The sequence below is a fragment of the Saccharothrix mutabilis subsp. mutabilis genome, from assembly GCF_039521145.1.
GTDB lineage: Bacteria > Actinomycetota > Actinomycetes > Mycobacteriales > Pseudonocardiaceae > Actinosynnema > Actinosynnema mutabilis.
Map to the genome: position 1 here is coordinate 45719 of NZ_BAAABU010000003.1, position 24110 is coordinate 69828.

Below are 24110 nucleotides of genomic sequence, written 5' to 3' on the forward strand. Positions count from 1 at the left end.
AGGACCTCTGACGCGTGCTGTCACCCTGCGACGCCGCTATCGGGGAGAGGACACCCAACCGTGCGAAAGTTCCCCTGGCGACTGGCCGGCGCACTCACCGCCGCCGCCACGATCGTCACCACCCTGCTCGTCCCGGCCGCCTCGAACGCGGCCACGCCCATCACCGTCACCCAGGCCATCAGCCAGCAGAACGGCTCGACCGCCACCGTCCGCGGGTACGTCGTCGGCCAGCCGACCGCCACCACCACCGTGGTCCGGTCGAACTTCCCGAACGACTACGCCCTCGCCCTGGCCGACACCGCGACGCAGACCAGCACCAGCCAGATGGTCTACGTCCAGATCCCCTCCGCCTTCCGCTCGGCCTGGGGCCTGCGCACCAACCCCGGCCTGCTCGGCAAGCGCATCGACGTCACCGGCACGCTCTCCGCCTACTTCGCCCACCCCGGGCTGACGTCCGCCACGGCCTTCGCCTTCGCCGGCGCCACCACCACACCGAGCACCACCACCACGAGCACGACCACGACGACCAGCGCCCCGCCGACCGACGACTACTACCGGGACGCCACCGGTAAAACCGGTGCTGCGCTCAAGACCGCCCTGCACCAGATCATCCGCACCGGCACCAAGCTGTCCTACGACCAGGTGTGGAACGCCCTCAAGGTCACCGACCAGGACCCGAACAACGCGGCCAACGTCATCCTGCTCTACAGCGGCCGGTCGCAGAGCAAGACGCTCAACGGCGGCGACGTGGACGACTGGAACCGCGAGCACGTCTGGGCGAAGTCCCACGGCGACTTCGGCACCGCCACCGGCCCCGGCACCGACCTGCACCACCTCCGCCCGGAGGACGTGACGGTCAACGCCGACCGCGGCAACAAGGACTTCGACAACGGCGGCACCGCCGCGGCCGAGGCGCCCGGCAACTACACCGACAGCGACTCGTGGGAGCCCCGCAACGCCGTCAAGGGCGACGTCGCGCGGATGCTCTTCTACATGGCCGTCCGCTACGAGGGCACCGACGGCTTCGCCAACCTGGAGCTGAACAACAACGTCAGCAACGGCACCGCGCCGTACCACGGCCGCCTGTCGGTGCTTCTCCAGTGGCACCAGCAGGACCCGCCGGACGCGTTCGAGAAGCGTCGCAACCAGGTCATCTACGACTCCTACCAGCGCAACCGCAACCCGTTCATCGACCACCCGGAGTGGGTCGCGGCGATCTGGAGCTGACCGCCGGCGGCGTGGGGGTCCGCCCCCACGCCGCCTGTCATCAGTTCCTCATGCGCCCCTCGCGAAGCTCGGGGACGTCCCGACACGATGAGGGGAGCACTCGTGAAACGCCTGTCCTTGGTGGCGCTGGTCGCCGCTTTATCCGTGACCCCGGCCGTCACCCCGGCCGTCGCCCACGCGCAGCCGGCGGTCGCCCACGCGCAGCCGGCCGTCGACCCGCAAGTAGCGCTCGACTCCTATCGCACCACCGCCGGCGGCCCCGGAGCCGCGCTCCACACGCACTCCCGCACGCTGCACAGCGGGTCGGCGAGCATCACCGAGAACCGGCCCATCACGCCGGACGACCGGTTCCGCGCCGCCAGCCAGACCAAGACGTTCACCGCCGTCGCAGTGTTGCAGCTCGTGGACGACGGCTCGGTGGACCTCGACGCCACCGTGGAGCGCTACCTGCCCGGCGTCGTCACCGGCAACGGCCACGACGGCACGAAGATCACCGTCCGCCAGGTCCTCCAGAACACCAGCGGCATCACGTCGAGCACCAGCGACCCGCAGCCCCAGCCGGACGGCACCTACACCCTGCGCGAACTGGTCCGCGCCGGCCTCACCACCCCGCCGCGCACCGCGCCCGGCACCGCGTTCGAGTACTCCAACACCAACTTCGCCCTGGCCGGCCTGCTGGTCGAACAGGTCACCGGCCGGTCGATCGGCGACGTCATCACCGCGCGGATCATCGCCCCGCTCGGCCTGACCCGCACGGAGTACCCGCGCAGCCGGTCGATGGCGGCCCCGTTCGTCCCCGGCTACCAGGGCGGGCGCTTGGGCCCGTTCTTCTTCTGGCTGGACCGGACCGACTCGGTGGAGCCGTCGTTCATCGCGTCGGCGGGCGCGATCGTCTCGTCGCAGCGCGACCTTTCGACCTTCCAGCGCGCCCTCCTCGACGGCCGCCTGCTGTCGCCGAGCACCCTCCGGCAGATGCGCACCACGGTCCCCATGCCGGGCGTGCCCGCCGACTCCCGCTACGGCCTGGGCCTGTGGCGGCTGGCGCTGACGTGCGGCGGCGAGGCGTGGGGCCACTTCGGTGACCTGTCCACCGGCCACTCGTCGGGCACGTTCGCCACCGACGACGGCCGCGTGGCCGCGCTGGTGACCAACACGATCGTCCTCACCGAGCCCGCCACCACCCGCATCCAGGTGATCGACGCGGCCCTCTGCGCCTGATCCCGGGCAGGAGCCGGGCTTCCTGTCACCCGGATGGGGCTACCCGCCGGTAGTAACGTGGGAAGCCCGGCTCCAGGGAGGTCCGTGATGACCGCGGTGGACCCCGACCGGCACGTGGACGAGCGCGTCGCGCGCAAGGTCGCCGAGCAGGCGCGCGAGACGAGGTGGAAGCACCCGAGCTTCGGCAAGGAGCTGTTCCTCGGGCACTTCCGGCTCGACCTGATCCACCCCCACCCCTCCGGTTCCGCCGAGGACCGCGAACGCGGTGAGGAGTTCCTCGCCGAGCTGCGCGAGTACTGCGAGACCGTCGACGGCGCGCGGATCGAGCGCGACGCCCTCATCCCCGACGAGGTGCTGGTCGGCCTCAAGCGGCTCGGCGCGTTCGGGATGAAGATCAAACCCGAGTACGGCGGCCTGGGCCTGTCCCAGGTGTACTACAACCGCGCCCTGATGCTGGTCGGCTCGGTGAACCCGGCGCTGAGCGCGATGCTGTCCGCGCACCAGTCGATCGGCGTGCCGCAGCCGTTGGCGATGTTCGGCACGGACGAGCAGAAGGCCGCCTACCTGCCGCGGTGCGCGGCGGGCGAGATCAGCGCGTTCCTGCTGACCGAGCCGGACGTGGGCAGCGACCCGGCCCGCCTGGGCACCACCGCGACGCCCGTGGACGGCGGGTACGTGCTCAACGGCGTGAAGCTGTGGACGACGAACGGCGTGGTCGCGGACCTGCTGGTCGTGATGGCGCAGGTGCCGGGCAAGGGCATCACGGCGTTCGTGGTCGAGGGCGACTCGCCGGGCATCACCGTGGAGAACCGCAACGAGTTCCTGGGCCTGCGCGGCTTGGAGAACGGTGTCACGCGGTTCCACGAGGTCCACGTGCCCGAGGCGAACCGGATCGGCAAGGAGGGCGCCGGCCTCAAGATCGCCCTCACCACGTTGAACACCGGGCGGCTGTCGCTGCCGGCGCTGTGCGCGGGAGCGGCGAAGTGGTGCCTCAAGATCGCTCGCGAGTGGTCGACCGAGCGGGTGCAGTGGGGGTTGCCGGTCGGGAAGCACGAGGCCATCGCGGGCAAGGTGGCGTTCATCGCGGCGACCGCGTACGCGTTGGAGGCGGTGCTGGACCTGTCCAGCGAGCTGGCCGACGCGGGCGGTCACGACATCCGGATCGAGGCGGCGCTGGCCAAGCTGTACGGGTCGGAGATGGCGTGGCTGGTCGCGGACGAGCTGGTGCAGCTGCGCGGCGGCCGGGGCTACGAGACGGCCGAGTCGATGGCCCGGCGGGGTGAGCGCGGTGTGCCGGCGGAGCAGTTGTTGCGGGACTTGAGGATCAACCGGATCTTCGAGGGGTCCACGGAGATCATGCACCTGCTCATCGCGCGGGAGGCCGTGGACGCGCACCTGGCGGTGGCGGGGGACATCATCGACCCCGAGGCGGACGGTCGGGCGAAGGCGCGGGCGGTGGCTCGGGCGGGCGGGTTCTACGCCAAGTGGTTGCCGACCCTGGTCGTCGGGCGCGGGCAGGTGCCCAGGGCCTACGGAGAGTTTGGTCCTCTTGCGACGCACCTGCGGTTCGTGGAGCGGTCGAGCCGGAAGCTGGCCCGGCACACGTTCTACGCGATGTCCCGGTGGCAGGGGCGGATGGAGCGCAAGCAGCGGTTCCTGGCGCGGGTGGTGGACATCGGGGCGGAGCTGTTCGCGATCAGCGCGTCGTGCGTGAAGGCGGCGGCGGACGGGGACCGGGCGGTCGAGCTGGCGGACGCGTTCGCGAAGCAGGCTCGCGTTCGGGTGGACGAGCTGTTCGAGCGCTTGTGGACGAACGCCGACGAGTCGGACGTCGTGTTGGCGCGGCACGTGATGGAGGGGCGGTTCACGTGGCTGGAGGAGGGGGTGCTCGATCCGTCCACTCCGGGGCCGTGGATCGCGGACTCGACGCATCGGGCGTCCACGGTGGAGAACGTGCACCGGCGCACGCCCCGGCCGTGACGGGTTGGCGCAGGTCAAGCGCGATGGCGACGCGGGCTCGGTGATCGCCCGGCGGGGTGCTCCCCGGCGGGGGGGTTCCCGGCTGGCATCGCCGCCTTTCGACCCCTCGACGAGCGCCGGCCCTGAGCCGTTGGGGCGGCGGCTCAGGGCGGGGTGGTGCGCGGTCCGTTGGCACACGGGGCAGGTGTTTGCGGGCGCGGCACCTGCCCCGTGTGACGGCCGGATGGGGACCACGTCCCCCGTACTCCCCGTCCGACTCCCCTTTGCAACAACGGAAGGACACACACCCTCCAGGAGGAGGTGTGGTAACGCTATGCCACTACTGGCCAGTTAACACCTACGACAATTGAGTGAATTACCAGGTGAGGGGCACTCGACTACTCTCAGAGAGTAACTTCCCCGCGCCGGTCGAACACGAGATCGCGGGCCGCCGCCAGCCCGATCGCGACCGCACCGCTGAGCACCGCCCCGTCGCCCAGCTCGCCGGCCACGATCCGGGGCGCCAACGGCGTCAACCGCGCCAGCGCCTCCGCCAGCGGCGGCCCCAGCAGGTCGGTGTTGCTGCCGATCCCGCCGCCCAGCACCACCAGTTCGGGGTCGATCACCGCCGCCACCGACGCGACCACGAACGCCAACCGCTCGGCCTCGTCCCGCACCACGTCCAACGCCCGCGCGTCCCCGCCCCGCGCCAACGCGAACACGTCCCGCGCCGACTTCACCGACCCCAACCCGCGCGACCGCGCCAACGCCACCACGGACTCCGCCGCCACCGCGGACTCCAGCCGCCCCCGGGCAGCACCGTCCACATCGGACGGATAGGGCAGGTACCCGACTTCGCCCGCAGCGCCGTTCGCCCCGCGGAACAACCGGCCGTCCACCACGATCCCCATGCCGATCCCGGTCCCGACCGTCACGCACACGAACACGTCCACGCCCCGCGCCGCCCCGTACGCGCGCTCGCCCACGGCCGCCAGGTTCGCGTCGTTCTCCACCACCAGGTCGGGCCCGAGCAGCGTCTCCAGCTCGTCCAGCAACCCCGGCCGCTCCCACCCTGGCAGGTTCGGCGCGTGCAGCAGCGTCCGGTCCCGCGGCACGCCCGGCGTCCCCACGACCTTGACCACCATCTCGGCCAACGACAACCCCGCGTCGGACACCGTCCGCACCGCCAGGTCCCGCACCGTCCGCACCAGCGCCCCGGCCGTCCGGCACCGGTTGCGCTCGTCCACCCGCGCGATCACCGACCCCGCCAGGTCCGCCACCGCGACCCGGATGCGCTGCCGCCCGATGTCCACGCCCAGCACGTGCCCGGCCGCCGGGTTCACCTCGTACACCATCGCCGACCGCCCCGGCCCGGCCGTCGTCCGGCCGATGGGGCGCACCAGCCGGTGCTGCTCCAGGTCCAGCAGCGCCTGGCCCACGGTCGGTTTGGACAGTCCCGTGTCCTTCGCGATCTGCGGCCGGGTCGCGGGACCGCCGCGGCGCAGCCGGTCCAGCACCGCCCGCTGGTTCAGCACGCGCATGCCCGCGGGGGTGCCCACCTGGGGCGACTTCCGGACCGTCACAGCGAGTGAGTCTAGATCGGGTGGAGCAACAACCGGACAGGCTTGTGGACAAGCCGGGTGATCAGTCTTGACAACGATGTCAGCCGCCCGTTTCCCTGACCGGCGAGTTCGGCCGGCGTCAAGGCGAGTCAAGGCGAGAGGCGTGCGCGATGAGGCACATGCGAAGTCGGAGATCCCTGGTCATCCTGATGACCGCTGCGCTGGCCGCGGGGTCCGTGGGAGGCTGGTCGCCAGCGACCGCCGCACCGGGGGAGCCAGCCGTGAGCGAGACCCTGTTCGCCACGTCGTTCGAGGACGGGCAGCCGCAGCCGAAGTGGGCCAGCACCGTGGAGACCGGTCCCGACGGGACCCCGAGGACCGCGGGCGTCAACGGGTCCGACTCGACCGGCATCCCCGGCAACGTCACCGACCGGATCACCGACGTCGCGGCCAACTCCGAGTACGCGGAAGCCGGTGAGGTCAAGGAGAACCTGGTCGACGGCAACACCGCGTCCAAGTGGCTGACCTTCACCCGCACCGGCTGGGTCCGGTTCACCTTCCCGGAACCGGTGGCGGTCAAGCGGTACGCGCTGACCTCCGCCAACGACGCCCCCGAGCGCGACCCGAAGGACTGGACGCTGCGCGGGTCCAACGACGGCTCGACGTGGACCACGCTCGACACGCGCGCCGGCGAGGCGTTCACCGAGCGCTTCCAGACCAAGACCTACGACACCTCCAACGCCGAGGCGTTCCGCCTCTACCAGCTCGACATCAGCGCCAACCAGGGCGGCGTCGGCCTGATCCAGCTCGCCGAGGTCCAGTTCTCCGACGGCTCCACCACCCCGCCCGCGCAGAACATGCGCACCACCGTCGGCAAGGGCGCCAACGGCGGCTACAACGCGAAGGCCGGCGCGGGCTTCACCGGCCTGAGGGCCCTGCGCTACCAGGGCACCCACGTCGCCGCCGAGCGCGGCTACTCCTACAACAAGGTCTTCGAGGCGGACATCCCGGTCACCGACACGACCGAGCTGTCCTACCTGGTGTTCCCGTCGTTCATCACCGACGACCTGAACTACCCGAGCACGCACGTCGCCATCGACCTCGCGTTCTCCGACGGCACCTACCTGTCCGACCTCGGGGCGCGCGACCAGCACGGGTTCGAGCTGTCCCCGCGCGGCCAGGGCGCGGCGAAGTCGCTCTACACCAACCAGTGGAACCGGGTCGCGTCGGTGATCGGGAAGGTCGCGGCGGGCAAGACGATCAAGCGCGTCCTCGTCGCCTACGACAACCCGAAGGGACCGGCCTCCTTCAACGGCTGGATCGACGACATCGCGGTGAAGTCCGCGCCGGCGACGGTCGCCAAGCCGCGCCCGTCCGACCACGTCCTGACCACCCGCGGCACCAACTCCAGCGGCAGCTTCTCGCGCGGCAACAACTTCCCGGCCACCGCCGTGCCGCACGGGTTCAACTTCTGGTCCCCGATGACCAACGCGGGCTCGATCAGCTGGCTCTACGAGTACGCCAAGGCCAACAACCGGGACAACCTGCCGACGTTGCAGGCGTTCACGGCGAGCCACGAGCCCAGCCCGTGGATGGGCGACCGGCAGACGTTCCAGGTCATGCCGTCCACCGGCACGCCCACCGCCGACCGCGCGATGCGGGCGCTGCCGTTCCGGCACGAGAACGAGACCGCGCAGGCGCACTACTACGGCGTGAAGTTCGAGAACGGCATGCGCACCGAGATCGCGCCGACCGACCACGCCGCCGTGTTCCGGTTCACCTTCACCGGCGACACGTCGAACCTGGTGTTCGACAACGTCAACAACAGCGGCGGCCTGACCCTGGACGCGGCTTCCGGCGTGGTGACCGGCTTCTCGGATGTCAAGAGCGGCCTGTCCACCGGCGCCACGCGCCTGTTCGTCTACGGCAAGGTGAACCGGCCGGTGACCGCGAGCGGTCGCCTGACCGGTGTCGGCCGGGACAACGTGGCGGGCTACCTCCAGTTCGACACCTCCTCGGACAAGACCGTCGAACTGCGCATCGCCACCTCGCTGCTCAGCGTCGACCAGGCGCGCCGCAACCTCGAACTGGAAGTGTCCACTTCGGACACCTTCGAGTCGGTGCGCGACCGCGCCCAGCAGGCGTGGGACGAGGTGCTCGGCATGATCGAGGTCGAGGGCGCCACCGAGGACCAGCTCACCACCCTGTACTCCAACCTCTACCGGCTCTACCTGTACCCGAACTCGGGCCACGAGAACGTCGGCACCGCCGAGAACCCGAAGTACCGGTACGCCTCGCCGGTGCAGCCCGCCGGCCCGTCCACGCCCACCCAGACCGGCGCGAAGGTCGTGGACGGCAAGATCTACGTCAACAACGGGTTCTGGGACACCTACCGCACGACCTGGCCCGCCTACACGTTCTTCACGCCGAAGAGGGCGGGCGAGCTGGCCGACGGTTTCGTGCAGCAGTACCGCGACGGCGGCTGGATCTCCCGCTGGTCCTCGCCCGGCTACGCCAACCTGATGACCGGCACCAGCTCCGACGTGGCCTTCGCGGACGCGTACGTCAAGGGCGTCAAGGACTTCGACGTCAAGGCGGCGTTCGAGGCGGCGGTGAAGAACGCGACCGTCGCGCCGCCCAACGCGGGCGTGGGCCGCAAGGGTCTGGACACCTCGATCTTCACCGGCTACACCTCCACCGCCACCGGCGAGGGCATGTCGTGGGCGATCGAGGGTTACGTCAACGACTACGGCATCGCGAACATGGCGCGCGAGCTGCACAAGCAGACCGGGGACCCCGAATACCTGGCGCAGAGCGAGTACTTCGCCAACCGGGCCCAGAACTACATCCACATGTTCGACCCGGGCACGAAGTTCTTCCAGGGCCGCAACCCCGACGGCACGTGGCGCGAGTCGCCCGAGCACTACGACCCGCGCGAGTGGGGCCACGACTACACCGAGACCGACGGCTGGAACATGGCGTTCTCGGTGCCGCACGACGGTCAGGGCCTGGCGAACCTGTACGGCGGTCGCGAAGGGCTGGCGTCGAAGCTGGACGAGTTCTTCGCGACGCCCGAGACCGCGAAGTTCCCCGGTTCCTACGGCGGTGTCATCCACGAGATGACCGAGGCGCGGGACGTGCGGATGGGGCAGTTGGGGCACAGCAACCAGGTGTCGCACCACATCACCTACATGTACGACTACGCCGGGCAGCCGTGGAAGACGCAGGAGAAGGTGCGCGAGATCCTGTCGCGGCTCTACATCGGCAGCGACATCGGGCAGGGCTACCCCGGTGACGAGGACAACGGCGAGCAGTCGGCGTGGTGGCTGTTCAGCGCGCTGGGCTTCTACCCGTTGCAGATGGGCAACTCGACGTACGCGATCGGGTCGCCGCTGTTCAAGAAGGCGACCGTGCGCCTGGAGAACGGCTCCACCCTGGTGGTGAACGCGCCGAACAACAGCGCGCGCGACATCTACGTGCAGTCGTTGAAGGTGAACGGGAAGGCGTGGGACAAGGCGTACCTGCCGCACTCCGCCATCGCGTCCGGCGGCACGCTGGACTTCGAGATGGGCCCCGCGCCTTCGTCCTGGGCCACCGGTGCGGACGCCGCGCCGCCGTCGCTGACCAGCGGGAACGAGCCGCCCAAGCCGCTGCGGGACGTGACTTCCGCGTCGGTCGTCACGGGCGCTCCGGCCTCGGTGCTGGACAACACGTCCCAGACGTCCGGCAGCCTGTCCTGGTTGCAGGTGGACCTGGAGGACAAGAAGGAGAAGGCCGAGTTCTACACGCTGACGTCGGGCAAGGGGTCCGGTGACCCGTCGTCGTGGGTGCTGAAGGGCTCGTACGACGGCAAGAACTGGTCCACGGTGGACGAGCGTTCCGGCGTGACGTTCGCGCACCGGCAGCAGACCCGCGCGTTCAAGATCGCCCGCGCCGGGCACTACCAGTTCTACCGGCTGGAGTTCCCGGGCACGGTGGCGGTGGCGGAGGTCGAGCTGCTCGCCAAACCGTTCGTCACCTGCACGTCCACCATCACCGGTGAGCACGCCGGGCCGTTGCGGGTCGAGGGCGTGGTGTGCGTGGACGGCGGGTCGGTGACCGGGCCGGTGACCGTGGCCGAGGGCGCGTCGCTGTACGCGTTCGGCGCGCGGTTGCAGGGTCCCGTGTCGGCGGCCGGCGCGGCGGCCGTGGTGCTGGTGGAGACCTCGGTGGGCGGGCCGGTGACGGTGACCGGCGCGTCCGGCGAGGTGTCGCTGGAGCGGGCCGCGGTCGGCGGGCCGGTCAACCTGGCGGGCAACCGCGGCGGCACGGTGGTCGCGGGCAACACCGTCAGCGGGCCGCTGTCCTGCGGGACGAGCAGCCCGCCGCCGGTGGACAACGGGTGGGTCAACGACGTGCGGGGGCCGAAGTCCGGCCAGTGCTCGGCGTTCTGAGGAGTGGCGGTCACCAGGAGATTTCGCGGCAGCGCCGCGCGGAGTCTCCTGGTTCGACCTGGAGCGTGGCGTGCTCGATGTGGTACCGGTCGGCCAGCAGCGTCTGGGCCGCCGCGAGCACCTGCGCCGGGTCGGCGTCGCGGCACGTCGTGAGGTGCGCGGAGGCGACTTCCATGCCCGAGGTGAGCGTCCAGACGTGCAGGTCGTGCGCTTCCTCGACCCCGGGCAGCTCGTTCAGGTCGGCCTGCATGGCGGCGACGTCGACCCGCTCGGGGGCGTGCTGGAACAGGATCCGCAGCGCGCTCGCCGCGAGCTTCCAGGTGCGAGGGAGGACGAACAGGCCGATCGCGACACCCATGATCGGGTCGGCGTAACGCCAACCGAAGAGCAGCGTGACCGCGCCGCTGATGAGCACGCCGACCGAGCCGATGAGGTCGGCCAGCACCTCCAGGTAGGCCCCGCGGACGTTGATGCTGTCCTTGGCGCCGTCGCGCAGCAGGAGGAACGAGACGAAGTTGGCCAGCAACCCGCCCACCGCCACCAGCATCACGGGCAGGCCGGGCACCTCGGGCGGGTCGCCGAACCGTCCGACGGCCTCGAAGACCACATAACCGGCGACCCCGAACAGCAGCACGGCGTTGGCCAGCGCCGCCAGCACTTCGGCCCGGTACATGCCGAACGTGCGGCTGCCCGCGGCTCTCGCGCGGCGGGCGAGCAGGATCGCGGTGAGCGCCATGCCGACGCCGAGGACGTCGGTGAGCATGTGCGCGGCGTCGGAGATGACCGCAAGCGATTGCGTGGCGAACCCGACGACGAACTCGACCAGCATGAACGCCGCGCCGATGCCGAACGCGACCCACAGCTTCCCGAGGTGCTGCGCGCTCGCTGACCCATGGCCGTGACCGTGACCCATGCTTCGGAACATATAGTCACATGCGCATGAGTGCAACCGGACTCAGGTGAACCTTCCCAGCAGCCGGACCAGCGACGGCGCGATCCGGTTCGCGACCTGCACGAACCTGGCCTCCGGCGTGACCGGGACCACCACCCGCCCCGCCCGGACCGCCCGCACGACCTCGTCGGCCACCCGGTCCGCGGTGTACCCGCGCAACCGGTAGACCCTCGCCGCCTTCTTCCTCTTCCGCTCCTGCTCGGCGTCGTCCGCGCCGGCGAACCGGGTGGTCGCCGCGATGTTCGTGTCCACCACTCCGGGGCAGATGGCGCTCACGCGGATGCGGTGCTCGCGCAGTTCGGCGTCCAGGCACTGGGCCAGCATCAGCACGGCCGCTTTGGTGGTCGAGTAGGCCGGGAGGGTGGCCATGGGGAAGTACCCGGCGGCCGAGGCCGTGACCACGAGGTTCCCGCCTTGCCCGCGCTCGACGAGGTAGGGCGTGAACGCCCGCAACGTGTGCACGACACCCCACAGGTTCACGTCCACGACCCGCCGCCAGTCCTCCTCGGACGTGTCCAGGAACGGCCCTGCGACCGCGATCCCGGCGTTGGCCATGACCACGTCCGGCACCCCGTGTCGTTGGACAATCTCCCGCGCAAGGGCGTGCGTGGCCGCACCATCGGCCACGTCCAGCCGATACCCGAACCCGCCGACCTCCGCGGCCGTCCGCTCCGCCCCTTCGAGGTCGACGTCCAGCACCACGACGAACGCGCCATCCCGAGCGAACCGCAGGGCGGTGGCCCGCCCGATCCCACTGCCGCCCCCGGTGACGACCACGACCTCCTTCGACCGCCGCCCTTCCACGAAGTCCTCGATCGCCCGCGCGACCTGCTCGGGATGCGTCCGGGGCGCCCAGTGCCCCGCGACCAGCCGAGACCGCGACAGCTCATCCGTCCACCGATCGGCGGCCTCAAGGTGCCCGGGCCCGACGAACGGGTCCTTCACCAGCTCGACCTGGTGAACCGGCACGCGCACCCTCCGGGCCTCGGCCCCCGCCCCCAGGTTCGCCCGGTACAACTCCAACCCGTTGACCAGCTCGCGCCGGCCCCCGACCCATCGCCCGACAACCCGCCACACCCCCTCGGCGACCCCCGGCACCAGCAACCCCGCGATGTACCAGGACCGGGCCAACGTCCCCACCACCCGAGCCGGCCGCCGCCACCAGTTCCGGCGAACCCAGTCCCGAACATGCCCCAGATCAGGCCCGGAGATCGAGACGAACGACCGGAACACCTCGGGATACCGAGCCACGGCAGCCCACCCGATCACGGCCCCCCAGTCGTGCCCGACGAGATGAACCCCGGAGTACCCGCGCCCCACCGCCACCAGGTCTTCAACGACCTCCTCAACCCGATACCCACCCCGCCCACGCGGCGCCCCCGACCCACCGGCCCCCCGAACATCAACCCGAACCACCCAGAACCGCCGCTGAAGCCGAGCGGCCACCCCGTCCCAAACGCCGGCGTGATCGGGATACCCATGCACGAGCAACAGGACAACCCCACCCGACACCCCACCCTCAACAACCCGAACCCGCAGGTCACCCCGCTCCACGAACCGCTCAACGACTCGCTCCACGCCCCGGAGGGTAGGGGGTGCGAACCCACCCCCAAACCCCTGCTAAGCTTCTCCCGTAGCTACGGCCCCCGTAGCTCAGGGGATAGAGCACCGCCCTCCGGAGGCGGGTGCGCAGGTTCGAATCCTGCCGGGGGCACCACGAGGATGGGACCAGGTTCGTCACCCGCTGCGGACGACCCCTGGTCCCTTTTCTTTGTTTCTGCTGGTCACGCCGCCGCCGTGGCTGTTCCAGTGTGATGACGACGGCGTTGTGGGCTGCGTTGCCGGCGGCGTGATGGTGGTGCCGGTCAGGGTGATGCGGCAGGTGACGGTGTGCCGGTTACAAAACCGTCGATTCGCTCGCGCAGGGGATCAGGGTCTCGGCCATGTCGGCCATCGAGCCAGTCGTTCGGCGCGAGGGCGGCTGGTTCTGTTCGGGATGGTCAGGAGGCACATGGCGGCTTCGTCGAACATCCGTACGGGCTCCGGTGACATGAGTCTCGTCCAGGAACGGATGGCTGACGGTGCGCAGCCGTGTGTAGGTGCTCAGCGAGCCCCTCGTTGGACGATCGTGATCACGACAGAGCGAACAGGTCCTGGATGTCGTCCGCGTCGAGGTTGGTGCCGAAGGCGTTGCCGTCGTCCATGACGCTGGTGAACAGTTCGGCCTTCTTCGTCTTGAGGGCCGTCACCTTCTCCTCGATGGTGTCCTTGGCGACGAGGCGGTACACCATCACGTTGCGGGTCTGGCCGATGCGATGAGTCCGGTCCACGGCCTGTGCTTCGGTTGCCGGGTTCCACCACGGGTCGAGCAGGAAGCAGTAGTCCGCCTCGGTCAGGTTGAGCCCGAACCCGCCCGCTTTGAGGCTGATCAGGAAGACGGGTGCCTTCCCTTCCTTGAACCGCTTGAGCACCGCGGCCCGGTCGCGGGTCTTGCCGTCCAGGTGGCAGTGCTCGACGCCGGCCGCGTCGAGCGCGGTGCGCACCTTGTCCAGGAATCCCGTGAACTGGCTGAACACCAAGGCCCGGTGCCCGCCGGCGATGACGTCGTGGAGCTGTTCGGTCAACGCGTCGACCTTGGCGCACGGCACGTCGTGGTGCGTCTCGTCCACCAGGGCCGCGTGCAGGCTGAGCTGCCGCAGCAGGGTGAGTGACTGCAGGATGGTGAACCTGTTCCGGTTCATGTCGTCGATCAGGCCGAGCACCTTCTGCCGTTCACGCTGCAACTGCGCCTGGTAGATCTTCCGGTGACGGGGGTGCAGTTCCACCTCCAGCACCTGTTCCTGCTTCGCGGGCAGGTCGGCGACCACCTGTTCCTTGGTGCGCCGCTTCACCAGGGGTTTGATCCGCCGCCGGAGCTGGGCCAGGCGCTCGGTGTCGCCGTGCTTCTCGATCGGCAGGGCGTAGTACTCGCGGAACTTGGTCGGGCTGGGGAACAGCCCCGGCGCGGTGATCGCCAGCAGCGACCACAGGTCCATCAGGTTGTTCTCCATCGGCGTGCCGGTGATCGCCAGCTTGACCCGGGCGGGCAGCAGGCGCGCGCACTGGTGGATCTTCGACTGGTGGTTCTTGGCGAACTGGGCCTCGTCCAGCACCAACCCCGACCAAGAAGCCGTCGAGTATTCGTCGAAGTCGATCCGGAACACGGCGTACGAGGTGACCACCACGTCCGCGTTCACGATGACCTCGTGCAGCGGCTGACCGCGTCGCCGGGAGGTCTCCGGCACCACGACGACGTCGAGCCCGGGCGCGAACCGCGCGGACTCGGCGGCCCAGTTCGACAGGACGCTCGTGGGCGCGACGATGAGGAACGGCGGCCCGTCGGGAGCCTCGGTTTTCGCGTGGCAGATCAGCGCAAGCGACTGGATCGTCTTGCCCAGTCCCATGTCGTCGGCGAGGATTCCGCCCAGTCCGGCTTCCCACAGGAAGGCGAGCCAGCCGAAACCGTCCACCTGGTACGGGCGCAGCCGGGCGTCGAGGGACGTCGGCACCTCGACCGCGCGCGGGGCGTCGCCGGACAGCAGCCCCTCGACCTGGCGCTGCCACACCTGTGCCTGGTGTTCCACCACGCCCAGCTCGGCCAGTTCCGCCCACAGACCGACTTGGAAACGGCTGAGACGCAGCTCGGTGCCCGGCGCGTCCTGGAGAGCGCGCGCTTCCTCGATCAGCCTGGCCAGCGTGCGCAGTTCGGGTTTGTCCAGGGAGAAGTACGTGCCGTTGGCGAGCAGGACGTGTGATCGGCCCAGGCTCAGCGCGGAGAAGACTTCGGCGAAGGGAATCCGCGTGCCCTCGACGCTGATCGTGACGCCGAGGTCGAACCAGTCCGTTTCCCCGGCCAGTTCGGTCACGGACACGCCGATCGACACCGCGTCGCTCGCCTCCCGGTAGTCGACCGGCACGCCGCTGGTCTCGATCAGCACCCCCGGTTGCCCCGTGAGCAGCGGCAGCACCTGGGTGACGAACCGCATCGTGTCGACGCCGGCCAAGCTCACCCGGCCCGGTCCCGGTTCGAACTGCTCGACCGACGCCAGCGTGGCACGCTCCGCGTCGAGGTCCCGGTACCCGCCCTCCGCCTCTGGCGCGTCCAGCGGCACGCGCAGCCGGGACTCGCCGATCTCGTACGACCACTCCCAGCCGACGTCGAGAGCGTGCCCCGGGCCGAACTCGGTCCGCACGACCAGGGTCGGTCCGGAGATCTCCGGCGGTGTGAAGGCGCCGTCGGAGGAGGTCACGGGGGCGAGGTGGCGCAATCGCGGGTAGAACTCGTCCCGGAACCGGGTTCGTCCGGACTCGGGAACGACGAGCCGTTGCTTCTCCAGCACCAGCCGTTGCAGTTCGCGTGGGACGGGCTTGGCGAACCTGGCCAACCGGAAGCGCCGGATGCGGTGGTCGGCGTCGCTTTCCCGCTCGGCTCGGTCCACGTAGACCAGGCCGTGGCCGCCGGAGCCGACGAATCGGATCGGCTCGACCTCCGCCGACACCCCGTCCACGTCGAGCACCGGGCCCACCACGTGCGCCGCCCCCTCGGCGGTGACGTCCAGCGCGATCCGCGCGAGACCGGGAACGGCCAACTCCCCCCACGCCTTCCGCCCGTGCACCAGCCGCAGGCCGATCTCCCGCGCCTCGTCCAGCAAAGCCCAGAGCTTGGCCGACTCGATCGACGCGAGGTCGATGGTCGTGGCGTCGTAGTAGGAGTTGTGGTCGGCTCCAGCGCCCGCCATGTGCAGCGCGCACAACTCGCGCAGCAACTCCACGTGCACCGCGCGGTATCCGCTGACGTGGTACCGGCCGAGCCGGTTCCAGCTCAGCCCACTCCGGACCCATCCGGTCTTGCCCTGCCGCACGATCCGAGCGTGCACGGCGGTGGCCGGTCCGCCGTACCTGCCCTGCGCCAACGTCAACTCGACCGCCAACGGCGTGGCCGCGCCGACATCCTGCCCGGTGCCGAGCAACTCCTGAAAAGACCGGTCCCAAGTGGGTTCCGGCGTCTTGCGACTGCTCGGCGCGCGCCGCCTGGCCGCGACCAGCACCGCCACCACGTGTTTGCAGTTGAGCCCCACAGGGCAGGTGCACTCACCATGAGCGAACTCGGCGACAACGTCATCGACCATGTCGAAATACGCGGACGTCTCATAGACATCCCCACGCCCGCGCACCGTTCCATGCAGCGCTGCCTCGGCGTGGTCGTAGGACGTGCTGAGCACCGCGCCGCGAAGCGCGTAGTCGAGTCCCCTGCTGAAGGTGGTGCTGCCGACCGCGTTCTCGATTTCCTCCAGATGGATCTGGAAGCTGGTCACCCGCACGGCGGGAACCTATCAGCCGCGGCGGGCTGTGCCCGGGGCCGGTCGAGACACCGGGACGCCGCTCTTTCCGGTGCTCCTGTCGTGGGCACCGCTTTCGTCCAGTTGTGTGGCCACGCTTCTCCGCACCGGTCTGCCCCGGGTCCCGTCCTTCGGTGCTTCTGCTGGGGCGTCGAAGGACGGGCCAGGTCGTTGCGTGACGATGCCGGCGTGTCAGTTGGTGACGGGCTTTGATTCGAGCAGCGGAGTCAGGACTTCACTCCAACGGGTCCGGGCGTTCACTGGGGCGAGGTAGTCGCCGGGGTCGATGATCGGGGTGAGGGTCCTGAACTCCAGGACGATCCCCTTCCACGCCTGTGGCTGGCCGTCGGGCGGTGGGGTGTGTTTGGTCGTGAAGTGGGCGATGGTGCGGATGTCGTTCAGGGAGTGCGCGTGCAGGACGGCTAACGGGCGGGGGTGCGTGGCGTAGCCGTGGTCCTTCGCTGTGGGGGGTGGATCGGGGTCGTCCATGGGCGTGATGTTAGTTCGGCGCGGCGGACGGTGGTTGTGGAGGACGGTCGCCTGAAGGGGTGATTGAAAATCATTGCGGTGCGGGGGTGTGGGGTGTACGCGCGCGGGCGGATGTCGTGGATTTCGACGCCGTGCGGGAGTTGCTGATGCGGTGTGGAGAGGAATACTTGATCATTGGCGAGGGGGTGGTTGCGGGGATGTGGGGGATGTTGCGAGCTCGGCGGGCGTGTAGTACGGCGCGCTTCGTCGCGGCGGCCGTGGGGGCTCTCGCCGGCGCGGTGCTGTCGCTGGTGATGATTCGCGACCGCAAGCCGGCGGCGGTGCCGGAGGAGGTGCCGGTCGCGGCGTGACGGGTGTGGGCGGCGTCACAGGGTTGACGCCGCCCAGTCGTCACATTCGCGCCACGGGCGGGGTCGAGGAGGTAAGGACCAAGTGAACTCGCCGACTACGGCGTGCCGCGCTCGTGGTGGACCTGGCCGGGGATCGCGAAGGCGTTGGGCGCGATCGGTCTTGTGGTGGGCTTGTTCGTGCCGGCGATGGGGGCGCGGCGGCGGTCGGGCTCGTCCTCTACTTCACCGGGGCGGTCGTCGCTGTGCTGCGGGCGAAGTTGTACGGGCACGTGGCGTTCCCGCTGATCTACATGGCTTCCGCGGTCGCGGTGCTGGCCCTGGCATGAGGAAGAGGAGCGCCTCGGCGCTCCTTTCCTGCGGTCAGCGGGACGCGTGGTTGCGGATGAGTTGCCACAGCTCCTCGTCCAGCGGTTGGCCGGAGTACGTGGGCGCGGCCGGGGGCGGGGTGTCGCCGGACCGGCCGCGCAGGGTCTGGGGGACGCCGTCCGTGGCCTCCGCCGTGCGGCGGGTGGTGCGGGACCGGGCGGTTCGACCGTCGCTTGTGGACGGTTTGAGGGCGCCGTTCTGCTGCCCGGCGTGCGGGGGCATCATCGGCGGCATCATGGGGGTGCCGGACGCGGTGCCGGCCTTGATGCCGGTGGTGGTCGGCTCGGGGCGTTTGCCGGTCGGGCGGGCCAGGGGGAGACCGGTGGCGGACGTCGCCGGGACGCCCAGGAGCGGTCCACCGGACAGGGCCGGCGCGCCGCCCCCGCCGCCGGTGGGCAGGCCGGTCGGGGCGGTCGGCGCGGGTGGTGTGGTGACGCCGGCCAGGGAGAAGTCCGTGCTCGGCAGTTCCGGCAGGGACACGTCCGGCAACGATCCGGAGGAACCCACGGCCGAGGACGCCAAGCCCTGCAACGACGTCGCCGCGCCGAGGACGGCCGTGGCGGCTTCGAGGTCCTCCTTGGAGACCTGGGGGAGTTCGGGGAGCACGTCACCGGGGGACTTGATGCCCGACGCCGCGCAAACGGTCAGCATGGACATGTCGAACTGGCCGCCCAACGCGGTCATGCGCGTCCCGGCGGCCTGCTGGAACGCGACCGCCAGACCGGCGGTGAACGGGTTGGAGAGGGCGGCCAGGTAACCCTCGTACAGCGCGGTGACGGTCTGGAGCGTCTCCGGGATCGCGGCGGCCAGGGTGGTCAGGGTCTCGGTCACGCGGGAGGCGTCGATGCGCTCGCCCCACATCTTCAGCTCGGCGTCGGAGCGCTGGAACTTCTCCTCCATCGCCCGGCCCGCCTCGTCGGTCCAGTGGGGCGCGAGGTCCTGGGCGCGGGTGTGCAGCTCGACCCGGGCGGACTCGATCCACGTGCGGACCTCGGTCCACATGCGGGCGGCGTCGGCGAGGACGGGGACGTTGGCCTGTTCGGCGGTGATCATCGCGACGTGCGCCTCGATGGGCAGCGCGTTGTAGGGGACGGCCACTGGGCGCTCCTCAGGGGGCGGGCCGCGGGGCGGCGGCGGGCTGGGCGGGTGCGGCGCTGCCGGGCTGGTCGGCGGCGGTGGGTTGGGCCGTGCCGGGTTGGCCCGCGGCGGGTTGGGTGGTGCCGGGCTGGCTGGTGCCGGGCTGGGGGGTGCCGGGCTGGGGGGTCTCCGGTTGGGTGCCGCCCAGGTGGGTGGCGGAGAGCTGTTGCAGGGTTTCGATGCCCTTCTGGGCGAACTCCGCGCCCGCGCTCACCAGGCCGGCCATGGACGTCACGTCCGCCGCCGTGTAGGTGGCCGCCGCCGTTGAGGCCTTCACGCCGAACGTCGCGAACTCCTCCGTCGTCTTGGCCAGGAACTGCGCCGCGGCGGCCGTGGCGGCCTTGTCCAGCACGGACATCGCGATGCCCTCGAACAGCCCGCTCAGGTTGGGCGGGGCGCCCAGGCGTCCCAGGGACGGTGGCAGCGGGGGCGCGGTGAGCCGTTGCGCGAACAGGCTCATCGCGGAGGTGTCACCCTCGATGCGGTCGGTGGTCATACTGCCCCTCCTCGTCGGACATGCTCGCTCCATCCGGGTTTTCCCCTACCAGACAAGCACTTCCGGCCTGGCGCGAGAGGCGCTCGGCAGGAACCGGCCGGCGCTCAGTCGCGGGGCGGGTGCCAAGCGATCTGGACCAGGCCCTTGTGCCCCCGGCGGTCCACCAGCCAGCCGCGTCCGGGCGGGAGCACCTGGGCCCGCATACCGCCCAGGAGCGGGCCTTCGTCGCGGTCGCCGGACATCATCAGGCCCGGCGTGCCCACCTCGCGCAGCCGCGCCAGGAAGGGCTCGAACAGGCCCCGCCCCGCGCCACCGCTGCGGCGGGCCAGGACCACGTGCAGGCCGATGTCCGAGCCTTGCGCCACCAGCGGGAGCAAGGGCATCAACGGGTGTTCCTGGTGGGTGGCGACCATGTCGTAGTCGTCCACCAGCACGAAGATCTCCGGGCCCTTCCACCAGTTGCGGGCCCGCAGCTGGTCCGCGGTCACGTCCGGGCCCGGCAGCCGGTGGGTCAGGGCCTCCGCCACCTCGGCGAGCAGGCCGCGGCTGTTGTTGTCGTTGGTGCCGTAGCCGAGCAGGTGCTCCTTCGGCACCTCGTCCAGCAGGCCGCGCCGGTGGTCCACCAGGATGATCCGCGCCCGGTCCGGGGGGTGGGCCGCGGTGATCCGGCGGGCCAGGACGCGCAGGAACGACGTCTTGCCGGACTGCGTGTCGGCCAGCAGGAAGAAGTGCGGGTCGGTCGCGAAGTCCAGCCGCAGGGGCGACAGGTCCCTCTCGTGGATGCCGACCGCGAGGCCCGCGTCCGGGCCGGTCAGGCGGTCCTCCGCGGGGAGTTCGGCCAGCGGCAGGACGCCGGGGAGCAGGCGGACTGACGGGGCGCGGTCACCCGGCCACGCCTGCGAGATCGTCGTCACCAGGGAGCGCAGCGCGTCGGTGGCGTCGTGGGACGTGGGCTTGCCGTCCACCCTGGGCAGGGCGATCAGCATCTGGTGCGCCGACATCGAGATGCCGCGGCCCGGCGAGTCGGCGGGCACGCTCATCGCCGCGCGGCGGTCCACGACCGAGTCGATCGGGTCGCCGATGCGCAGTTCCAGCTTGCTGCCGAACATGTCCCGGATGTTCATGCGCAGGTCGAACGACCTCGCCGCGCTCGCCACCACGTGCACGCCGTAGGACAGGCCGCGGGCGGCGATGTCGCCCACGGTCTCCTCCAGGTCGGCGAACTCGCCGCGCAGCGTCTGCCAGCCGTCGATGACCAGGAACACGTCGCCGTGCGGGTGGTCGGCGAACCGGCCCTCGGCGCGCAGCCTGCGGTAGGTGGCCATGCCGTCGATGCCGTGCTCGGCGAACAGGCGCTCGCGGTGCGCGAGGACGGTCGCCACCTCCGCGACCGTGCGGCGGACCGCGCCGGTGGCCAGGCGCCCGGACACGCCGCTGACGTGCGGCAGGTCGGTGAGCGCGGCCAGCGCGCCGCCGCCGAAGTCCAGGCAGTAGAACTGGACTTCGCGCGGGGTGTGGGTGAGGGCCAGCGCGGTGATGAGCGTGCGCAGGGTCGTGCTCTTGCCGGCCTGCGGGGCACCGAGGACCAGGACGTGCCCGGCCGCGCCGGAGAGGTCCAGCACGAGCGGGTCGCGGCGTTGCTCGAACGGCCGGTCCACGACGCCCAGCACGGGCTTGAGGTCGTTGGCGCCGGTGGTCAGGCCGCGCTCGGGCGTGACCGCGATCGGCGGGAGCAGGGCGTCCAGGGTGGGCGACCGGTCCAGCGGCGGCAGCCACACCTGGTGGGCGGGCGTGCCCCGGCCGGCCAGGCGGTCGACCAGGATGTCCAGCAGGGTCTCGCCCACGGCGTCCTGGTCGGGTTCCGGCGCGGCCTCCTCCACCGCGACGTCCGGGGCCGCGTAGGCGGTGGTGAACTCGTGCAGCACCAGGCGTTCCGCCGCCGTGGCCTGCGGATTCGCGCCGCTGTGCTTCTGGTGCACGCCGGACACGTAGGCGGCGCGGAACCGTTCCATCGGGTCCATGCCGACCTTGAGGAAGCCGTGGCCGGGGGCGCGCGGCAACTGGAAGGCGTCCGACACGCCCAGCACCGCGCGGCTCTCCAGCTCGGAGAACGTCCGCAGGCCGATCCGGTAGGACAGGTGGGTCTCCAGACCGCGCAACCGGCCCTCCTCCAACCGTTGCGACGCGAGGAGGAGGTGGACCCCCAGGGACCGGCCGACCCGCCCGATCTGGACGAACATGTCGATGAAGTCCGGCTTGGCGGACAGCAGCTCGGAGAACTCGTCGCAGATGACCAGCAGCGTGGGCACCTCGGGGAGGGGCGCGCCGGCCGCACGCGCCTTCTCGTAGTCGCGCAGGGAGGAGAAGTTGCCCGCCGCGCGCAGCAGTTCCTGGCGGCGGATCAGCTCGCCGTTGATCGCGTCGGTCATCCGGTCGACCAGGTGCAGCTCGTCGGCCAGGTTGGTGATCACGGCGCTGGTGTGCGGCAACGCGTCCAGCCGGGTGAAGGTCGCGCCGCCCTTGAAGTCCACCAGCGCGAAGTTGAGCGAACTGGGCGGGTGGGTGACGGCGAGCGCGAGGACCAGGGTGCGCAGCAGCTCCGACTTGCCCGAGCCGGTCGCGCCGATCAGCAGGCCGTGCGGGCCCATGCCGTCCTGCGCGGGCTCCTTGAGGTCCAGTTCGATCGGCGTGCCGTCGCCGCGGATGCCGTACTTCACGCGCAGCCGGTCGCGGTTGGGGCGCGTCACCCACGTGTCGTCCGGGTCGAACGCGTACGGGTCGCCCAGTTCCAGCAGGTCGGCCAGGCCGAGTTCGGTCGTCATGGGGGCGTCGCCCTGCACGCCCGCGGTCAGGCGCAGCGGCGCGAGCTGGCGGGCGAGGCCCTCGGCGGCGTGCGGGCCGAACGCGTCGGCGACACCGAGCGGGCTCGCGCCGTCGGTGGTCTCGGCGGTCAGCTCGCCGTCGGCGGCGACGTCCAGCACGACGGTGGTGCGGTCGAGCGCGCGCGGCGGGGTGGTGGTCAGGTCGAGGACCGTCACGCCCTCGACCCCGCCGCCGGTCATCAGGTGCCCGGACCCCGCGACGGACCCGCCGTCCAGCACGACGACCAGGTGCGGACCGGGTGAGCGGGCGTCCACCTCGGGGTCGAACCGGGGCCGCTTGGCCAGTTCTTCCTCCAACAGGGACTCCAGCGCGGGCACGGTCGGCGCGACCAGCCGCAGCGGGCCGAGGGCGTCCGTGCGCTCCGGGTGCAGCGCGTGGGGGAGCCACTTCAGCCACTCCCAGTCGGGGCGGCGCTCGTCGTCCGCGCACACCGCGATCCGCAGGTCCTCCGGCGACTGGAGGGTGGCGAGCTGGGCGAGCAGCGCGCGGGCGAGGCCCGTCGCGGCCGTGCGGTCACCGCGCAGGTGGACGCGGCTGAACCCGTTGACCGCGATGGCGACCGGGAGCCGGTCCACGGTCGCGTAGGTGGTGATGAACCGCCGCAACGCCAGTGCGGACAACGGTTCCAGCTCTTCCAGCGGTTTCGTGTCCGGCGCGACGACCGTGGTGGTCGGGCTCTGCGCGCCCCGGCCGATGCGGGCGACGCCGAAGTCCGGGTCGTCCTTGCGGCGTTCCCACAGGCGGTGGCTCGCGACCAGCGACCAGAGGGAGGACGGGTCGGGGTGCAGGTACTCCATGACCGTGCGCTGCCGCCGTACGGCCCGGCGCAGGCGCAGGCGGTGCTGCGCGAGGTGGCGCAGGTACTTGCGCCGCGCGTGCCCCATCTCGCGCTTGCTGGGACCGCCGCCTTGCAGGAGGCCCATGACGACCATGCCCAGCATGCCCACGCCCATCAGGCCGTAGACGACGAACCGGATCTGACCGGTCATGCCGCCGGAGAACAGCAGCATCGTCGCGCCCATCATGGCCACCATCGGCAGGACGGTGAACAGTTGCAGCCACTGCCGGCCCGGTGGGGGCGGGATCTCCGGCGGCGCCTGGAGGACCAGCTCGCCCGCCGGCATCTCCGGCGCGGGCACCCGGGCCGGCCTCTTCACCACGACAGTCGCCATGGTTGTGGATGGTCGGGTGGCGCCGGGTGCGCGTGGGGGCGGTGGCAGGAACGGGTCACGCGGTGTCGGCGGTGGGGCGGGCTGCCTAGCTTTCGTGGCGGGGCCTGATCCGGTTCCCGGAACCTGGAGCGAGAGGGGAGTGCCGATGACCGGACACTTTCTCCACGGCGAGACCGAGGGCCTGCTCGGTCTGTCGAACAACACCGGCGCGCACGCCGAGGAGATCGGCAACAACAGCGTCGCGTTGGGCAACCACAACGCACAGCTGGCCGGGTCCAGCTGGACCGGCACGTCGCACACCGCGTTCGCCTCGGTGGAGGAGGCGCGGCTGGGTGACAGCCAGCGGCTGACGAACATGTTGCAGCAGCAGGCCGACAGCACGCGCGTCGTGGCGAACCTGTACGAGTCGGTCGACGCCGACAGCAACCAGGTGGTCGCCGGCGTGAGCTACGGCGTCGCCTCGGTCATCAACGGCTGAGCGGGAGGGG

16 protein-coding genes and 1 tRNA gene are annotated in these 24110 nt (G+C 70.9%); 8 read left to right on the plus strand and 9 right to left on the minus strand.

Annotated elements, in window-relative coordinates:
- Positions 1–60 precede the first annotated feature (60 nt).
- The 3 genes from ABD126_RS38780 to ABD126_RS07960 all read left to right on the plus strand — a co-directional run bounded on the left by ABD126_RS38780 (position 61) and on the right by ABD126_RS07960 (position 4425).
- Positions 61–1227 (plus strand): endonuclease, encoded by a 1167-nt coding sequence (locus ABD126_RS38780; protein ID WP_425542764.1) that lies wholly within the window; start codon positions 61–63, stop codon positions 1225–1227.
- 102 nt (positions 1228–1329) lie between these two features.
- A complete protein-coding gene (locus ABD126_RS07955) occupies positions 1330–2445 on the plus strand; it encodes a serine hydrolase domain-containing protein (RefSeq protein WP_343933014.1) in 1116 nt (371 codons plus the stop codon).
- An 87-nt stretch (positions 2446–2532) separates the two neighbouring features.
- Positions 2533–4425 carry an acyl-CoA dehydrogenase family protein gene (locus ABD126_RS07960; protein WP_343933015.1) on the plus strand — a complete coding sequence of 631 codons (1893 nt, stop codon included), beginning with the start codon at positions 2533–2535 and terminating at the stop codon, positions 4423–4425.
- A gap of 383 nt (positions 4426–4808) precedes the next feature.
- On the opposite strand, the gene ABD126_RS07965 is transcribed toward ABD126_RS07960, so the two are convergent.
- Positions 4809–5987: an ROK family transcriptional regulator gene (locus ABD126_RS07965; protein WP_343933016.1), complete on the minus strand. Its 1179-nt coding sequence runs from the start codon at positions 5985–5987 to the stop codon at positions 4809–4811.
- A gap of 149 nt (positions 5988–6136) precedes the next feature.
- On the opposite strand from ABD126_RS07965, the gene ABD126_RS07970 reads away from it, so the two are divergent.
- Positions 6137–10399: a GH92 family glycosyl hydrolase gene (locus tag ABD126_RS07970; RefSeq protein ID WP_343933017.1), complete on the plus strand. Its 4263-nt coding sequence runs from the start codon at positions 6137–6139 to the stop codon at positions 10397–10399.
- Positions 10400–10409: 10 nt separating this feature from the next.
- Here ABD126_RS07970 and ABD126_RS07975 read toward each other — a convergent pair whose 3' ends face one another.
- Positions 10410–11312, minus strand: a complete 903-nt coding sequence (locus ABD126_RS07975) for a cation diffusion facilitator family transporter (protein ID WP_343933018.1) — start codon at positions 11310–11312, stop codon at positions 10410–10412.
- A 42-nt stretch (positions 11313–11354) separates the two neighbouring features.
- The gene (locus tag ABD126_RS07980) at positions 11355–12929 is read right to left on the minus strand and encodes an SDR family oxidoreductase (protein ID WP_343933019.1); all 1575 of its coding nucleotides are present in this window, start codon (positions 12927–12929) and stop codon (positions 11355–11357) included.
- A 64-nt stretch (positions 12930–12993) separates the two neighbouring features.
- Between ABD126_RS07980 and ABD126_RS07985 the strand changes: the two genes are divergently transcribed.
- Positions 12994–13068, plus strand: a tRNA-Arg gene (locus tag ABD126_RS07985).
- Between the two features lie 415 nt (positions 13069–13483).
- On the opposite strand, the gene ABD126_RS07990 is transcribed toward ABD126_RS07985, so the two are convergent.
- Positions 13484–16711, minus strand: a complete 3228-nt coding sequence (locus tag ABD126_RS07990; protein WP_343933020.1) for a DEAD/DEAH box helicase — start codon at positions 16709–16711, stop codon at positions 13484–13486.
- 210 nt (positions 16712–16921) lie between these two features.
- Positions 16922–17218, minus strand: a complete 297-nt coding sequence (locus tag ABD126_RS07995) for a hypothetical protein (RefSeq protein ID WP_343933021.1) — start codon at positions 17216–17218, stop codon at positions 16922–16924.
- Between the two features lie 116 nt (positions 17219–17334).
- Between ABD126_RS07995 and ABD126_RS08000 the strand changes: the two genes are divergently transcribed.
- Positions 17335–17568: a hypothetical protein gene (locus tag ABD126_RS08000; protein WP_343933022.1), complete on the plus strand. Its 234-nt coding sequence runs from the start codon at positions 17335–17337 to the stop codon at positions 17566–17568.
- A gap of 95 nt (positions 17569–17663) precedes the next feature.
- Here the strand turns inward: ABD126_RS08000 and ABD126_RS08005 are convergent, their stop codons facing one another.
- Positions 17664–17837, minus strand: coding sequence for a hypothetical protein (locus tag ABD126_RS08005; RefSeq protein ID WP_343933638.1), 174 nt, complete (start codon positions 17835–17837; stop codon positions 17664–17666).
- On the opposite strand from ABD126_RS08005, the gene ABD126_RS08010 reads away from it, so the two are divergent.
- Complete coding sequence (locus tag ABD126_RS08010) at positions 17811–17894, plus strand: hypothetical protein (protein WP_343933615.1); 84 nt, start codon at positions 17811–17813, stop codon at positions 17892–17894. The two genes, ABD126_RS08005 and ABD126_RS08010, sit on opposite strands and share 27 nt — an antisense overlap.
- A gap of 34 nt (positions 17895–17928) precedes the next feature.
- On the opposite strand, the gene ABD126_RS08015 is transcribed toward ABD126_RS08010, so the two are convergent.
- From ABD126_RS08015 to eccCa, 3 genes are all read right to left on the minus strand, one after another.
- Positions 17929–19032 carry a hypothetical protein gene (locus ABD126_RS08015; protein WP_343933023.1) on the minus strand — a complete coding sequence of 368 codons (1104 nt, stop codon included), beginning with the start codon at positions 19030–19032 and terminating at the stop codon, positions 17929–17931.
- Positions 19033–19042: 10 nt separating this feature from the next.
- Positions 19043–19567: a hypothetical protein gene (locus ABD126_RS08020; protein ID WP_343933024.1), complete on the minus strand. Its 525-nt coding sequence runs from the start codon at positions 19565–19567 to the stop codon at positions 19043–19045.
- A gap of 104 nt (positions 19568–19671) precedes the next feature.
- Positions 19672–23622 carry a type VII secretion protein EccCa gene (gene eccCa, locus ABD126_RS08025; protein ID WP_343933025.1) on the minus strand — a complete coding sequence of 1317 codons (3951 nt, stop codon included), beginning with the start codon at positions 23620–23622 and terminating at the stop codon, positions 19672–19674.
- 145 nt (positions 23623–23767) lie between these two features.
- On the opposite strand from eccCa, the gene ABD126_RS08030 reads away from it, so the two are divergent.
- Positions 23768–24100, plus strand: coding sequence for a WXG100 family type VII secretion target (locus ABD126_RS08030; RefSeq protein ID WP_343933026.1), 333 nt, complete (start codon positions 23768–23770; stop codon positions 24098–24100).
- Positions 24101–24110 lie beyond the last annotated feature (10 nt).